This window comes from Roseateles amylovorans, from assembly GCF_025398155.2.
Classification (GTDB): Bacteria; Pseudomonadota; Gammaproteobacteria; order Burkholderiales; family Burkholderiaceae_C; genus Roseateles; species Roseateles amylovorans.
In genome coordinates this window covers 2,309,193-2,324,851 of record NZ_CP104562.2, presented here as the reverse complement: position 1 = coordinate 2,324,851, position 15,659 = coordinate 2,309,193, and the positions used below count along the sequence as shown (strand labels likewise).

Below are 15,659 nucleotides of genomic sequence, written 5' to 3'. Positions count from 1 at the left end.
CCGGAAATTGCGGAAGAACTTGCGCTGCTGGAGCCAGCGCTCGGCCCTCTGGAGCCCCCGGTGCGCGCCGTCCTGTTCGGGATGGCGCGATTCGAGCAACACGGGCGCAGCCTCGCGCGCGCGCAAGCGGTGCAAGGCATGGCCGGCGCGGGCCAATTCTTCCCGCGGGTGGATGAAAACGTCGCGATGCTGCAGCAGACGCGACGCCTCATCGAAAAACGCCAGCGCGACTTCCGCCATCTCGGCGCCTCCGGCAAATGGCTGCTGGACAACGCCGCCCTGCTCGACGAACAGACCCATCAGGTGCGCCGGGGCCTGCCGCGCGGCTTCTTCCGCCTGCTACCCCGCCTGCGCGATGAACCCCTGGCCGGCCTGCCCCGCATCTACGGCATCGCCTGGGCCTGGGTGGCCCACACCGACGGCGGCTTCGACACCGAGCTGCTGAGCGCCTACCTGCGCGCCTACCAGGAGGAGCGTCCGCTCTCCCTGGCCGAACTCTGGGCCCTGCCCACCACCTTGCGGGTGGTGCTGGTCGAAAACCTGCGCCGGCTGGCCGAGCGTTTCGCCACCCTGCAGGCCGCCCGCGACATCGTCCATCACTGGTTCGACGGCAATCCCGCCGCCACCGGCCTGGACGCAATCACCAAACTCGAGCCCCGCATGCAGGAACGCGGCGTGGCCGAGGCCTTCTGGCTGCAGCTGGACCACCGCATGGACGAGCTGCCGCAGCCGCTCTCCGGCGAACTGGCCGCCTGGCTCAGCACCCGGCTGCCCTCCCCGGCCCAGGTGCTCGCGCAACAACAGAACGAATCCATCAAGGACCTGCAGAGCATCCGCAACGCGATCACCGCCTTGCGTCGCATCGATCAGGCCGACTGGCGCCGGCTGGTGCACGGGGTCAGCCCGGTGATGCAGACGCTGTGCGAATCGCCGGTCTATGCCGCCGAGGCCAGCGACACGCAGGATCTGACCCTGCATGAGATCGAAAGCCTGGCGCGCAAGTCCAACCGGGCCGAGCTCGACATCGCCCGCCAGTTGCTGGCCCTCACCCGCAATGCCACGCCGCAACCCGACGGCGAACCCGACCGCCGCAGCGCGCCGATCTACTGGTGCCGTGGCGCCGGCCGGCCCGAGTTGCTGGCCGCGCTGGGCCTGCCGCAAAAACGCTGGGGACCGCATCACCTCGACGAGCGCCACCACTGGGCCGCCGCCGCCTACCTGATCGGGCTGACGCTGCTCACGGCCATCAGCCTGTACTGGCTGGTCGGCCTGGCCCATCCGGCGGTCCCGACCGTGCTGCTGGTGCTGGCGGTGGTGCTGGCCGCCGGTCCGGTGAGCGAAGCGGTGGTCGCGCTGACCAACCGATGGATCAGCGAGCTGGCCAAGCCCACCCGGCTGCCCCGCCTGGACTTTGCCGAAGGCGTGCCCGAATCCGAACGCACCCTGGTGGTGATGCCGGTGCTGCTCGGCAGCGAAGCCTCGGTCGGCCCGCTGTGTGCGCAGCTGGAGCAGCACCATCTGGCCAATCCCGAAGCGCATGTGCAGTTTGCGCTGCTGAGCGATTACGCCGATGCCTACGAGGAACACCTGCCCGGCGACACGATGATCATCGTCACCGCAGCGGATGCGATTGCGGCGCTCAACGAGCGCCACGGCCCGCTGCCCGACGGCCGGTCGCGCTTCCTGCTGCTGCATCGTCCGCGTCGCTGGTGCCCCACCGAACGCCGCTGGATCGGCTGGGAACGCAAGCGCGGCAAGCTCGAAGAGCTGCTGCGGGTGATCGTTCAACCGGCCCAGTCCGAAGCGCTCACACCGCTGGCCACCTCGCCCTTTCTCGAACTGGGCCCACTGTCCATTCCCTCGCCCGGCGTGCGCCACCTGATCACGCTGGATGCCGATACCGACATGCCGCCCGGCCGCCTGCGCGCGCTGGTCGGCACTGCGGCCCATCCGATGAACCGACCGCGTGTGGACACTGCGCGGCGTCGCATCGTCGAGGGCTACGCCATCCTGCAACCGCGCGTGCTCGCGCCCATGCCCGAGGACCGGGACAGCACGCCGTACCACCGCCTGTTCGGCGGCCAGTTCGGCATCGATCCCTACAGTGCCGTCAGCTCCGAGATCTTCCAGGACCTGTTCGGCGAAGGCAGCTTCACCGGCAAGGGACTGCTGGATGTGCGCGCGGTCCACACGGTCCTGGACCAACGACTGCCCGATGGTCAGGTGCTCAGCCACGACCTGCTGGAAGGCAGCATCGCCCGCTGCGCCGGTGTGTCCGACATCACCCTGGTCGAAGACTCGCCGATGCATGCGGATGTCGCCCATTCCCGTCTGCACCGCTGGACCCGCGGCGACTGGCAGCTGCTGCCCTTCATCCTGCGTGCCGGCCATTACGGCATTGCGCCGATCAACCGCTGGAAGCTGATCGACAACCTGCGCCGCTCGCTGGTGGCGCCGATGTCGCTGGGGCTGCTGCTGCTGGTGCTGTGCACCGAAGTCTTGCCGCTGCTGCCCACGCTGCTGATCGTCGCGGCGGCCTTTGCCATCGGTCCGATCGTGGGCGCGCTGGCCGGTCTGGTGCCCAGCCGCGACGGCATCGCGCTGCGACATTTCTATCGGGAGACCGGCAGCGACCTGCTGCGCGCGGTCACCCTGGCCGGCTGGCATGTGGCGATGCTGCTGCATCTGTCGCTGTTGTATGTGGATGCCATCACCCGGGCGCTGTGGCGGCAATGGGTCAGCCACCGCCGCTTGCTCGAATGGACCACCGCGGCGGCCTCGCAGGCGGCCGCACGTCGCGAGCTGCCGGCGCTGGTCCGGCAGCATCTGCGGGTGCCGCTGGCGGCCGTCGTCATCGGCGGCGCATTCGCTGCGGCCGCATGGGCCGGTGCGCAGGTCAACCTGATCCCGGCCGTGGTGCTGTTGCTGGTCTGGGCGCTGTCGCCGGTCTGGATCTGGTGGACCAGCCGGCCGCGCCCGCCGCTCTGGCATGCGGAGATTCCGCTGGACCGTCAGGGACGCGACTACCTCTGGCAACTGGCGCGAGACACCTGGCGCTTCTACGACGCCCATGTGGGCGCCGCAGACAACCACCTGCCGCCGGACAACGTGCAGCTCACGCCGCATCTGCTGGTGGCGCATCGCACCTCACCGACCAACATCGGCCTGTACCTGCTCACCGTGGCCTGCGCGCGCGAGCTGGGCTTCATCGGCGTGGTCTCCAGCGCCGAGCGGCTGGCCGCCACGCTGGACACGCTGGAGCGCCTGCCCCGCTGGAACGGTCACTTCTTCAACTGGTACGACACCGAGACCCTGGCGGTGCTGCCGCCGGGCTATGTCTCCGCCGTCGACAGCGGCAACTGCTCGGCGCATCTGCTGGCCGTGGCCCGCGCCTGCGAGATCGCCGCGGACATGACACCGGCGCAACTCGCCGAAGCCCCGCGCGACGCCCTGGCCCGCACCCTGCACCGGCTGCGCATCCTGCAACCGCCGCTGGCGGGGATGACCGAGCTGGCCGCCGGTGCCGCGCTGGTCGATGCCCTGGGCCATGGCGAGGCGCTGGATCTCGCGGCGCCCGAACAGCAGGCGCTGCTGAGCCACCATGTGCAGGCGGTCCAGACGCTGCTGAGCGAATCGGCCAGCATGCCCATCGACGGCGTGGCCGTGGCTCGGGTCTCCGCCTTGGCGCCGTCACCGGCCTTGGCCGTCCAGTCTGCGGCCGGCCAGGCCGAAGCGCTGCTGCGCGATCTGGTGGCGCAGCTCTCGTCTTTCTGGCGGGACCAAGGCAGCGCGCTGATCGACGCTCGGCAGGCCTTGCGCACCCTGGCCACCCGTGCGCGCCGACTGGGCCTGGAGGCCGACTACCGGCCCCTGTTCGACCGCGAACGCCGCCTGCTGCGCATCGGCTGGCGCCAGGACGCGCAACAGCTGGACGACAACCACTACGACCTGCTCGCCAGCGAAGCGCGGCTCACCAGCCTGATCGCGATTGCCAAGGGCGATCTCCCGCCGGAGCACTGGCGATCGCTGGGTCGGCCCTTCTTCGCGCGCACCGGCGCGGGCGACACCTTGGGCCTCAAGTCCTGGACCGGCTCGATGTTCGAATACCTGATGCCCTCGCTGGTGCTGCGCGAGCCTGCCGGCAGTGCGCTGGGTCGGGCGATCCGGACTGCCGTGGCCGAACAGCAAGCCGAGGCGCTGGGCCGGGGCACGCCCTGGGGCATCTCGGAATCGGCCATCGCGGGACAGGATCACACCCTGGCCTATCAGTACGGTCCGCAAGGCGTGCAGACGCTGGCGCTGGCCCGTCTGCCCACCGACGAGCGGGTCCTCGCCCCCTATGCCGCGGTGATGGCTTCGATCGTGGCGCCGACCGCCGTGGTGGCCGACCTGCAGGCCTTCGAGCGGCTGGGCGCGCGCGGCACGCTGGGCTTCTTCGAGGCGGTGGACTACACGCCGCAGCGCCAGACCGCCGGCACGCCGTTCACCCTGGTGCAGACCTACATGGCGCATCACCAGGCGATGGGGCTGGTCGCGTTGACCAACCTGCTGGCCGACGAGGCGCCGCGCCGCTGGATGATGAGCGACCCGCATGTGAAGGCCGTCGCCACCCTGCTGCACGAACGCGCCCCGCGCGAAGTGGCGCCGCTGTCGCTGCCGCCGCTGGAACTGCTGCCGCGCCAACGTGCGGTGCGCAAGACCCGCATGGTGCGCGAGGCCGAACCGTTGGCCGAAGCCCTGCCGCTGACCCACATGCTGACCAACGGCCGTTATGCGGTGGTGCTGCGCAGCCACGGCGGCGGCTACAGCAACTGGGAGGGCACCGGCGTCACCCGCTGGCGGGACGACCTGCTGCGTGATCAGCACGGCAGCTTCTTCTTCCTGCGCCGCGCCGGCGAAAGCGACTGGTTCAGCACCACCGCACGCCCGGCGCCCGATCCGCGCGCGACCTACCAGTCCCGCATGCAGGCCGAGCGGGTGATCTACGAGGCGCGATGGCCCGACCTGAGCAGTTGCACCACCGTCTGGGTCAGCCCCGAGGACGATTGCGAACTCCGCCAGATCGAACTCACCAACCACGGCAAGACGCCCATCGCCTTGGACCTGGTGTCCTGCTTCGAGGCCACGCTCGCGCCGCAGCGCGGCGACGAGGCCCATCCCGCCTTCTCCAACCTCTTCATCCAGGCGCGTTGGGACGGCGCGGAGCAGGCCTTGCACCTGCGCCGTCGCCCCCGCCTGTTCGACGAGGCGGCCCTGCGCGCCGTGCACTTCCTGGCCAGCACCGATGCGCAAGGGCTCGGGGACGGCAGCGCGATCGGGATGTCGAATGGGCCGGCCAGCGCGCGGTCGAATGGCCTGAATGGCCTGAATGGTTCGAATGGCGCGAACGGCATGAACGGCCTGGGCGGGCTGAACGGCCACCTCGGCGCCGTCGAGCCGATGGCCGACCGCGCGCGCTGGCTCGGCCGCTATGGCAGCACCACGCGGCCGATGGGCGATGCCGGCGCGGTGTTTGTCGACGACGAAGCCGATGTCAGCGCCGCCGGCGAGCCCGGACGATTGCTGGACACCGGACTCGACCCGCTGGCCGGCATCAAGGCCGGTCTGACGATTCCGCCGGGCGGCACCGTCAAGCTGACTTTCGGCACCGCCGCCTCGCGCGACCTGGACTTGCTGTCGGCGCTGGTGGACAAGTACCGGCAGGTGGCGCATGTCGAGCGCAGCGCCTCGATGTCCCACACCATGGGCGGCATCCGGCTGCGCGAGCTGCAGTTCGACACCGCCACCTGGGGCGCGATGCTGCAGCTCAACACGCTGATCACCGGCCAGGCGGCCCGCGAACCGCTGCATGCGCGCGAGCCCAGCGGTCGCTGCGACCGGCGGGCCCTGTGGCGCTTCGGGATCTCGGGCGATCGGCCGATCATTGCCGTCCAGATCAGCGGTGAAGAAGGCCTGGATCTGGTGCGCGCGCTGAAGAAGGCGCTGCGGCAGTGGAGTGCCCATGCCATCGGCGTGGACCTGGTGGTGCTCAACGAGGAGCCCACCTCCTACCTGGCACCGGTGCAGCAGACGCTGCAGCACATGCAGTCGCGGCTGCAGGCGCAGCATCAGGGCCGTCCGGCCCATCTGTGCTCGGCCCTGCATCTGCTGCGAGACAGCGACCTGCAGCCCGACGAGCGCCTCACGCTGCAGACGCTCACCCGCATCCGGCTGCAGGCCGATGGCCGCAGCCTGGCGCAGCAGATCGAACGCTGGATCGAGGACATGCGCCCCGCCGACGAGAGCCAGCGCCTGACGGTGCCGCACACCCTCGGCGAGCGCCTGCCGGAGGACGGCAGCGCCCGCGCGCCGGAAGGCCGCTTCGATCCGGCCGACGGCGGCTTCTCCTTTGACGTCTCTGCCCAGCGTCATCCCTCGCGGCCTTGGGCCAACGTGCTGGCCAATCCCGACTTCGGCTGCCAGGTCACCGAACTGGGCGCGGGCTACACCTGGGCCGGCAACAGCCGCATGCACCAGATCACGCCGTGGTCCAACGATCCGCTGCTGGACCCACCGGGCGAGTGGCTCTTGCTGCATGACCTGGACCAAGGCCGGGTCTGGCCGCTGGGCCGACACCTGGCGGTCGACGCGCCGCTGTCGGTCGAGCACGGCATCGGCTACTCCAGGATCCGGCAGCAGTTGGACGATCTGCAGATCGAGCTCTGCTGGTGCGTGGACCGGGATGCGCCGGTGAAGCAGCTGTCGGTGGAGATCCGTACCGATTCCCGCAGCCGCCGTCGCCTTCGGGTGGTGGCCATGGCCGAATGGCAGATGGGCAGCGCGCGCAGCGAGCGGCTCTCGGTGACCACCCGCAATGACTGGCTGACGGTCGGCGCTCGCGGCGTCGGACTGCCGCAGCCGGAACGTGCGATGACCTTGACGGCCACGCAGCTGGATCATCTGGGCGGCTTCGGCATGGCCACCGCCGCCCTCACCTTGCGGCCGAGCCAGCCCTCGGACCGGGCGGTGCAGGCCGATCCCGCCGACGGCAGCGGCGGCGGGCTTCAGGGTCGCGCGCCGACCGCCCGCCCCGGCGCAGCCCCGTTGCCGCCGGCCCGGCTGCGCCTGGATGCCCAGGACTGGACCTGCGACCGTCGGGAGTTCTTCGACAACGCCGGTCGGTTGGTGCTGCCGGAGCTGATGAGCCGCCGCTGCGGCGCCGGCCTGGATGCCTGCGCCGCCTTGAGTGCGCGGGTCGATCTGGAACCGGGACAAGCGGCCGGCTTCAGCGTGCTGCTGGGGCATGCGGCCTCGCCGCAGGCCGCGCATGAGCTGATGGAGGCGGCCTGGCCGGTGGACCCGGCCGAACGGCTGGCGCGCCAACGCGGCTTGTGGCCGGAGCTGCTGGGCGGCCGACAGGTCAGCACGCCGGATCCGCGTTTCGATGCGTTGACCAACTTCTGGCTGCCCTACCAGACGCTGGTGTGCCGCATGTGGGCCCGTGCCGGCTTCTATCAGGCCGGTGGCGCCTTCGGCTATCGGGACCAGTTGCAGGATGCGATGGCGCTCACCGACGTCGCGCCCCAGCTGCTGGCCGAGCAGATCCGTCGCAGTGCCGCCCGGCAGTTTCCGGAAGGCGATGTGCAGCATTGGTGGCATGAGCCCGGCGGTGCCGGCGTCCGCACGCATTTCTCCGATGACCGGCTGTGGCTGCCCTATGCCCTGGCGCACTACATCGCCCGCACCGGAGATCTGGCGCTGCTGGACGACACGGCGCCCTTCCTCATCGGGCAGCAGGTGCCGGAAGGCGCGGAGGACATCTACGAGAGCCCGCAGACCAACGGGCCGATCGCCTCGATGTACGAGCATGCGGCGCGCGCCATCGACCGCAGCCTGGGCAGCGGCCAGCATGGCCTGCCGCTGTTCGGCACAGGCGACTGGAACGACGGCATGAACCGTGTGGGCCACGAGGGCAAGGGCGAATCGGTCTGGATGGCCTGGTTCCTGTGCCAGGTGATCGAGGACTTCGCGCCCTTGGCCACCGCACGCGGCGAGCATGACCGGGCCCAGCGCTGGAAACAGGCGCGGGACGGCTGGATCCACGCGGTCGACGGTCCGGGCTGGGACGGTGCCTGGTACCGACGCGGTTTCTTCGACGACGGCTCGCCGCTGGGCTCGGCCGCGAATCCGGAGTGCAAGATCGACCTGATCGCGCAGAGCTGGGCGGTGATCAGCGGGGCGGCGGATCCGGCGCATGCGCGTCAGGCGATGTCCAGCGCCTGTGCCCACCTGATCGATCCGGTGGCGCGGCTGGCGAGGTTGCTGCATCCGCCGCTGGCGGTGGCGCAGCCGAGCGCGGGCTACATCCAGTCCTATGCCCCCGGCGTGCGGGAGAACGGCGGCCAATACAACCATGCGGCGGTCTGGGCGCTGATGGCGCTGGCGCAACTGGGCCAACGCGACACCATGTGGCAGGTCTACACCGGACTCAGTCCGGCGCACCGCTGGGCCGATCCGCGATTGGGCCCGACCTATGCCATCGAGCCCTATGTCATGGCCGGCGACATCTATTCCCATGCGCCCTGGGTGGGCCGTGGCGGCTGGAGCTGGTACAGCGGCTCGGCGGGCTGGTTGCTGCGGGCCTCGCTGGAATCGATCTGCGGTGTGGTGGTCGAGCAGGGCCGACTTCGCGTGCGGGCCTGCTTGCCGCCGCACTGGGATCAGGCGGAGGTGCGCATTCGCCACGACGGACGCTGGCTGCGGGTGGTGGTCTGCGCCAGCGAGACCGCCTGCCGCGCGGTGCTCAGCCGCGAGCCCGAAGCGCAGCGCATCGACGCGCGAGAGAGCGTGGAGATCGCCTCGCTGACGCCAGGCCGCGCGGTGGTGGTGGTGAGCGTGCCGGAGGTGGTGGCTTTGCCGCAGGCCACGGCGTTCAGCAACTGAGCACGTGCCGGGGGACGCCTTGCGGCGTTTCTCCGGCATCGTCGCGCCGTCAACCCAGCCTCGCTGCGCCCTCGTTCCGGCTTCGTTCGACGTCCTTCCGATCCTGTGCGCCTGTGGCCGTGGATCCGCCTCATGGCAGTGCGGGACACGTTCGCCAAGAGAGGGAATCCACTGACCGGGCGCCACGCCTGGCGGCAGCAAGAATGGCAACTCACCGGGCACCCGACGCGTCGACACATCCCCCCCATCGACGCGCACGCGCTCTCCTTCCCTCCTCGCCGATCCGGTGGGCTGTCTTCGCCCTCCGACGCTCCGCCCATGCACGATCGCTTCCTCGCCGACCTGCTGACGAATCGCCATAACCGCGCCATCCTGGATCGTTGGTCCTTGCTGGATCTGCCCGATGGGTGGCTGGTCGCCGGTTGCCTGTTCCAGACCGTCTGGAACCTGCAGATGGGTCGGGCGCCGGAATCCCACATCAAGGATTACGACCTCTTCTATTTCGATCCCGCCGATCTGAGCCGGGAGGCCGAACAGCAGGTTCAGTCGCATGTGGACGCGGTGCTGGGGGATCTGGGCATCACCGTCGAAGCCGCCAACCAGGCGCGGGTGCATCTCTGGTACGAAGAGGACTTCGGATATCCCTATGCCCCGTTGCGCGATGCGCGGGCGGGCATCGAACGCTTCCTCGTGCCCGCCACCTGTGTGGGCGTGCGGCCGGGCGAGATCTATGCGCCCTATGGCTTGGAAGGTCTCTACGAGGGTGTGCTGTCCATGAATCCGCTCGTGCCGCATCGCGACCTGTTTGAACGCAAGGCGGCCTCTTACCAGGCCCGATGGCCACGGCTGAAAATCCAGGCCTGACCACCCCGGCCCGACTCGGTCAAGCGATCGCACGGGTGCACCAGCGCGGCGCACTCGGTGCGATGTGAGCGCCGCAAAGCGCGGGAATCGCCCGGCCGTAGCGCGCGGGTTAAACGATTGACCCGGGAGCCGGTTTTTTCACGGCATCGACATCTGCGCTCACTAGAGTCCGGCGGTTTTCGACCTCCCCCGAATCGCCGCCATGCACGCGCACACCTCCCCGTCCTCGTCCTTCGCACTGTCCCATTCGCCGCTGGGTCGCTTCATGTTGCGTCCGCTGGCGCTGGCGTTGATCAGCGGCTTCCTGCTGGCCGGCTGCGGCGGCGGCTCTGATGACGGCAACGACAGCCCGGTCGCCGTGGTGCTGCCGGACGCGCCCAAGGGCCTGGGCACGGTGGAAACCGCGCCGGTGCAGGACGCGACCAAGGTGCTGCCCTTCGTCGATTACGCCTACAGCAACCAACGCGGCGATGCCCGCTACGCCACGCTGGAGACCAATGCCGGTGTGCGGGTGGTCTCGGGCTTCCTGCAGATCTGGAAACCCAGCTCGCTGATCGTCGATGCCGGCACCACTGCCGCTGCCAACGGCAGCTTCCCGGCCGTGGTCCAGTCCACCTGGACCGGCATTCCCGGCGACGCGACCGATGGCCAGGTGCTCAACAGCACCATCCATGCCGCCAACATCCAGTACGTGATCGACGTCACCACCAAGCGCACCGAGGCGCAGGCGCTGGCCGCCTACCTCGATGACCGGCGCGGCAAGGGCTACAGCATCAGCGACGGCCTGGGCCCGCTCGCTCCGGCCTGGCGCAGCGCCGCCGGCATGTCGACCACCATCACCTCGATGCCGGTCGATGCGACCACGGTGCTCTACAACGAGGGCGGCGTGGATGTCGGTGTGGGCAGCGCGACCAACGCCACCCTCGGCAAGGCGGTGGACTTCGTCAACAACATCGGCGAGAACGGCTCGACCGAGCCCGCCAAGCGCTTCTACAAATACGCCCGCCCTTGGCGCTGGAGCACGGACGTGAAGGTCGTTCCGCAACTGGTGCCGGCCAAGAGCGCCACGCCGGCGACCGACGGCGGCTTCATCAGCGGCCACACTGCCGAAGGCGTGCGCAAGGCTATGGCGATTGCCTACCTGGTGCCGCAGCGCTTCCAGGAGCTGATGGCCCGCTCGCTGGAGATGGGTGAGAACCGCATCCTCTCCGGCATGCATTCGCCGCTGGACGTGATCGGTGGCCGCATCCAGGCCCAGGCTGTGGCCGCCGCCGCGATCGCCACCGGCTCCAACAAGGACACGCTCAAGGCCGACGCCTTCAAGCAGGCACAGGCCGCGATGCAGTCGGCCGCCGGTGTCACCTCGGCCGATGCGCTGAATGCCTATGCCCACTCGCAGGCCGTGGCGGTGGACCGGTTTGCCGATCCGGCCGCCACCCGCGCGGAGGCCCTTCGCCGCCTGACCTTCGGCCTGCCGCAGATCGGCGACAAGACCAAGGCGGCGGTGGTGCCCAAGAGCGCCGAAGTGCTGCTGGAGACGCGTCTGCCCTACCTGGACGCCGCCCAGCGCCGCGTGGTGCTGAAGACCACCGCGCTGCCGTCCGGCTATCCGGTGATGGACGACGAAGAAGGCTGGGGCCGTCTGAACTATGTCGCCGCCGCGGATGGCTACGGTGCGTTCAACGGCGATGTCACGGTGACGATGGATGCGGCCCTGGGCGGCTTCTCCTCCAACGACAGCTGGCGCAACGACATCGGCGGCGCCGGCAAGCTGACCAAGGCCGGCAGCGGCACGCTGCACCTCACCGGCGCCAACACCTTCAGCGGTGGCACGCAGCTGGACGCCGGCATCCTGTCGGCCGACAGCGCCAGCGCGCTGGGCAAGGGCGATGTGTACATCGCCGGCGGCACGCTGGTCACCAAGGCGGCGGCACCGGTGGCGGTGGCGGGTCGCTACAGCCAACGCAAGGGCGCGACCCTGCAGCTGACGATGGGCGCTGCTGGCGCGGGCCGCCTGGCGGTGACCGGTGCGGTGGCGCTGGAAGCGGGTGCGCTACTGAACCTGAAGTTCCAGTCCGGCTACAAGCCGGCCATTGGCGACACCCTGCAGCTGATCACCAGCGCGCAATCGCTGGGCGGCCGCTTTGAGACGGTGACGGTGGAAGGCTTCACCAAGTTCACCACGAGCTATGACGGGAAGACGCTGTCGATCAAGATCGAGGGCTGATGCGCCGCGGCGGCCCTGGGCCGCCTGCTGCGTGAGAAACGGCGGTCGGGCCTTGCGGCTCGGTCGCCGTTAGACTCAGCTCTGCCATGAATGCGCCTGCAGTCCACTTTGAAGAACGATTCCTGAGTGATTCGCACGACCTGTTTCAAAGGCTGAAGCAGTCGGTCGTCTGGGACGAGCGGATGAAAGCGCGCAGAACTGCGAGCTTCGGCGTCTCGTATGACTACTCGCAAATCCAATACCCGGCGACTCAGATGCTCGACGCGTTGCGGCCCCTGTGCACACAGCTCGAGGCGGCGCTCGGCTTCCTGCCCAACAACTGTCTGCTGAACTTCTACGAAGACGGCGATTCGTCGATGGGCTTTCACTCCGATTCCATCGAGGAACTGGCACCCGGAACAGGCGTTGCCATCATCTCGCTCGGGGATGTCCGGGACCTGGTGTTTCGCAGCAAAGCGGATCGATCGGTGGAGTTCCGATATCCGCTTCCCAGTGGCTCGTTGCTGTACATGACCCAACGGATCCAGGATGACTGGCTGCATGCGATACCCAAGGTCTCCGACGCCGGTGAGCGCATCAGCCTGACCTTTCGATCGATTGTGAAATCGACACAGACATGAAGGCCATGGGCAAGTCACTTGTCGCCGTTCTGTTCGCACTGTCGCTTCTTCCCCTATCGGCAGCGCAGGCAGGCACGATGACCAAAGGCGCCTCTTTCATCCAGACCCGAGACCAGCTCATCAGAGACGGTTGGCGTCCGATCAATGTGCATGCTGACGACTCGTATGACTACATCGGGGTGGAAACCGAGCTGATCCAGTCAAAGATCCATGAGGTTGAAAGCTGTGCGGTGGATCGGCCGGTGTGTCTGTTCAATTACCAGCGGGGCAAGCAGTGCCTTCGAGTCGTGACCGTCGGCGAGTCGTTATCGACCCTGACCATCGACGACTGGAGCTCCAGCTGCCCTTCGTCCAAGAAGCGGTGACGCGTTGGAGCGGGTCCGCTTCCTGATCATTCCGTCGGCCCGTCTGCCGGCCGGGACCGCTGCCCCAACAGCCGCTTGCGCACCGCATAGATGTTGTTGCGCAGCGCGTAGAGCTCTTCGGCATAGGACAGCGGCACCGCAATACGGTGGGTGACGCGGTCCAACTCGTCCAACTCGTCGAGCAGTGCCTCACGCTCGCCCGTGCCGGTTTCCAGCTTGGCTTCCACTTCCCGCAGCCGCGCATACCAACGGAACACGCGCGAGCGCACACGGAAGGTGTAGAGCGGCGGCACCACGCGCGACAGCGGCAACATCAGCACCAGCAGGCCGCCGACCACCAGCCACATGCGTTCCAGCAGATTGCCAGCCCAGAACGGCAGGTAGCGCGCCCAGGCCGGCGGGGTGCCGTTGATCGCCCGGTCACCCTCGGCACTGACTGGCAGCTCGCTGGTGCGGGTGTTGGGGAAGTCCCGCGCGCCATTGAACCAGCCGGCCTCGCTGTGCTGGCTCAGCGCCGCCTGCGCAAAGAGCTGGCGCAGCGCGGGATGCGTCTTGTCGCGCGCGAGCAGTGCAGTGGTCGTCGCGAGCAGGGGCACATCGTGCGGCGGCAAATCGGCCGCCATGTCCACCACGCCGCGCGGCAGCGTCACGGTGGACAGGAACGGGAGGTGGCGGGAATAGGCTTCGTTCTGCTCGAAGGCCATCAGCGCGATGGCCGGATCGCGAAGCAGCGCACGAATCAGCCCGGACTGTGGCGCCGAGATCAGCACGGCGACGTCCAGCCGACCTTGCCGCAGCGCCTCGCCGGCGGCATCAGGCGCCAGGTTGGACAGCCGCAGCTCGGTCGGCTTCAACTGGTTCAGGGCCAGCAGCTTCTCGACGATCTGCGGCACGCCGCTGCCGTCCTGGTCGACATTCACCCGCAGACCGCGCAACTGGGTCAGTCGCTGCAGTTCGCCGCCGGGCTGCCGACGTGCGATGCCGAGATCGCGGCGATAGAAGATCCAGATCGGTTCATAGAACAGGCTGCCCAGCGAGACGATGCCGGCCTCGGTATCGGCCACCGGATCGGCCATGCCTCCGCGGACGAAGCCCACATCGGCGGTGCCTGCGCGCAGATGGGCCAGATCATCCTGCGCGCCTTCGCTGGCAATCAGCTTCACCTGGATGCGCTCGCGTGCCAGCGCCTTTGCATAGCCTTCGCCAAAGCCGGCGTAGGCGCTGCCGGCGGGGCCCGTGGCCAATCGCACCTGGCGCGGCGGCTGAGGATCCAGCCACCAGTACGCAGCCACCAGCAGGCCGCCGCCGAGCAGCAGCAGCGGACCGAGCGAGACCGTCATGTCGCGCAGCGTCTGCAGCAGCAGGCGCAGGCTGCGAGTGGCGTGCCATTGCTGGATCGGGGTCATGCCTTGCGGTCCTGGGCGGGCACGGCCTGGGGCTGCGCGTTGCGGAACGGCTCGGCGTGCGGGGCACAGGCATGAATGGGTGCCACAAGCGTGGGCATGATCGTGATGGCGAGGCGTCGCATGGGCGGGTTCGTTGCCAGTGGAGGACCGACTCATCGTATTCGAGGCGTGCGGATCGAGTTGTTGCGGCGAGTACCGCTGCCCCTGCTGAAGTCGCCGGGCCGGCCGCATCGCACCAATCCAGCGGCGCAGCCTCACAGGCAAGCTTGTTTTCGGCAGAGAATCTTTCCGATGGACAAGCGCGCACTGAAGATTCTCTTTGACACCTACTGGTCGAAAGATGGCTGGAGAAGCGGTGCCCGCTGCCCGGCGGAGGCGGACTTCGCCTTCGCGAAGGCACAAGGCGTCATGTTCGATCCGATCTCGCCGACGCACGACGAGAGCATCGAGCGGGCCCGTGCGGCCGCTGCCCGGTTGACGCCCCAGGCGGTGGGCGACGCCTTCGTCGCGAGCCTGTCCACACGGCGGCTGGACTGGCGTTCAGCGCTCGGCAGCTATTGCATGGCCCGACGTGTGCCCACGCACCCTGCCACCGATGGCGTCATCTGCAATGTCTGCGGTCTCTACACCTCCGGGGAGGAAGAGGACCTCAATGTCTACAACTTCGAGCGCCTCAAATGGGGCGGCGTGCGGCACGCCTATCCGGTCTACGCCGCGCTGGACCTGGAGCTCCTGTTGCGCGAGCCCCTGCCCTCACCCACCTCCGAAGACGTCGCCCTCCTGCGCAAGATCCTGGCCGCCATTGATTCGGCGCCCGCAGGCACGACCAGCGCGATGCTGCACCGGAAGCTGCCCGCAAGCCTGAAAGCGAACAAGGCCGAGCGCGATGCGCTGATCGGCATGCTGGGGCATTGCGGCGCCCTGTCCACCGCTGCCCACCCCGGCCATCGCGCGGGGTTTGTCCGATACGTCGACAGAGCGACGCCGCCGCGCCACTTTGTGGACATGCCCTACCCCGTCAGTTGGTGGAAGCGATCGGATGGCATCGAGCCTTCCAGCGTGCAGGAGTTCTTCGGTCATCTGCTCTGAGGGACCGCCTGCTTGAGGCCGGGGCTCGATTTCAGCAGGGGTCGAGGGCGCCGGTTGGCCCTGCCCCAGGCCCGCGCGCCGTCCTGTCGCTGTGTGTCACCTGGGCTTGCGATAGCGGGGAGCAGCGGGTGGGTTGAGAGATCACGGTGACGTCAGAGGCCCGATT

At 68.8% G+C, this 15,659-nt stretch carries 7 protein-coding genes; 6 read left to right on the top strand and 1 reads right to left on the bottom strand.

Annotated elements, in window-relative coordinates; all coding sequences use genetic code 11:
* Positions 1-60: 60 nt before the first annotated feature.
* From N4261_RS09935 to N4261_RS09915, 5 genes are all read left to right on the top strand, one after another.
* Entirely contained in the window at positions 61-8,922 is an 8,862-nt protein-coding gene (locus N4261_RS09935) for a GH36-type glycosyl hydrolase domain-containing protein (protein ID WP_261759991.1), read from the top strand.
* A gap of 318 nt (positions 8,923-9,240) precedes the next feature.
* A complete protein-coding gene (locus N4261_RS09930) occupies positions 9,241-9,786 on the top strand; it encodes a nucleotidyltransferase family protein (protein ID WP_261759990.1) in 546 nt (181 codons plus the stop codon).
* A gap of 265 nt (positions 9,787-10,051) precedes the next feature.
* A complete protein-coding gene (locus N4261_RS09925; protein ID WP_261760667.1) occupies positions 10,052-12,013 on the top strand; it encodes a phosphatase PAP2 family protein in 1,962 nt (653 codons plus the stop codon).
* 86 nt (positions 12,014-12,099) lie between these two features.
* Positions 12,100-12,633: an alpha-ketoglutarate-dependent dioxygenase AlkB gene (locus N4261_RS09920; protein WP_261759989.1), complete on the top strand. Its 534-nt coding sequence runs from the start codon at positions 12,100-12,102 to the stop codon at positions 12,631-12,633.
* Positions 12,630-12,998 (top strand): hypothetical protein, encoded by a 369-nt coding sequence (locus N4261_RS09915; RefSeq protein WP_261759988.1) that lies wholly within the window; start codon positions 12,630-12,632, stop codon positions 12,996-12,998. The genes N4261_RS09920 and N4261_RS09915 overlap by 4 nt, the downstream gene beginning before the upstream one ends.
* Before the next feature lie 26 nt (positions 12,999-13,024).
* Here the strand turns inward: N4261_RS09915 and N4261_RS09910 are convergent, their stop codons facing one another.
* Positions 13,025-14,404 carry a TAXI family TRAP transporter solute-binding subunit gene (locus N4261_RS09910; RefSeq protein WP_261759987.1) on the bottom strand — a complete coding sequence of 460 codons (1,380 nt, stop codon included), beginning with the start codon at positions 14,402-14,404 and terminating at the stop codon, positions 13,025-13,027.
* A gap of 96 nt (positions 14,405-14,500) precedes the next feature.
* On the opposite strand from N4261_RS09910, the gene N4261_RS09905 reads away from it, so the two are divergent.
* Entirely contained in the window at positions 14,501-15,493 is a 993-nt protein-coding gene (locus N4261_RS09905; RefSeq protein ID WP_261759986.1) for a hypothetical protein, read from the top strand.
* The last annotated feature ends 166 nt before the right edge of the window (positions 15,494-15,659 follow it).

Coding starts and splice junctions, on each gene's coding strand:
- N4261_RS09930 (WP_261759990.1), top strand. CDS start 9,241: ATGCACGATCGCTTCCTCGCCGACCTGCTGACGAATCGCCATAACCGC.
- N4261_RS09925 (WP_261760667.1), top strand. CDS start 10,052: ATGTTGCGTCCGCTGGCGCTGGCGTTGATCAGCGGCTTCCTGCTGGCC.
- N4261_RS09920 (WP_261759989.1), top strand. CDS start 12,100: ATGAATGCGCCTGCAGTCCACTTTGAAGAACGATTCCTGAGTGATTCG.
- N4261_RS09915 (WP_261759988.1), top strand. CDS start 12,630: ATGAAGGCCATGGGCAAGTCACTTGTCGCCGTTCTGTTCGCACTGTCG.
- N4261_RS09910 (WP_261759987.1), bottom strand. CDS start 14,404: ATGACCCCGATCCAGCAATGGCACGCCACTCGCAGCCTGCGCCTGCTG.
- N4261_RS09905 (WP_261759986.1), top strand. CDS start 14,501: ATGATCGTGATGGCGAGGCGTCGCATGGGCGGGTTCGTTGCCAGTGGA.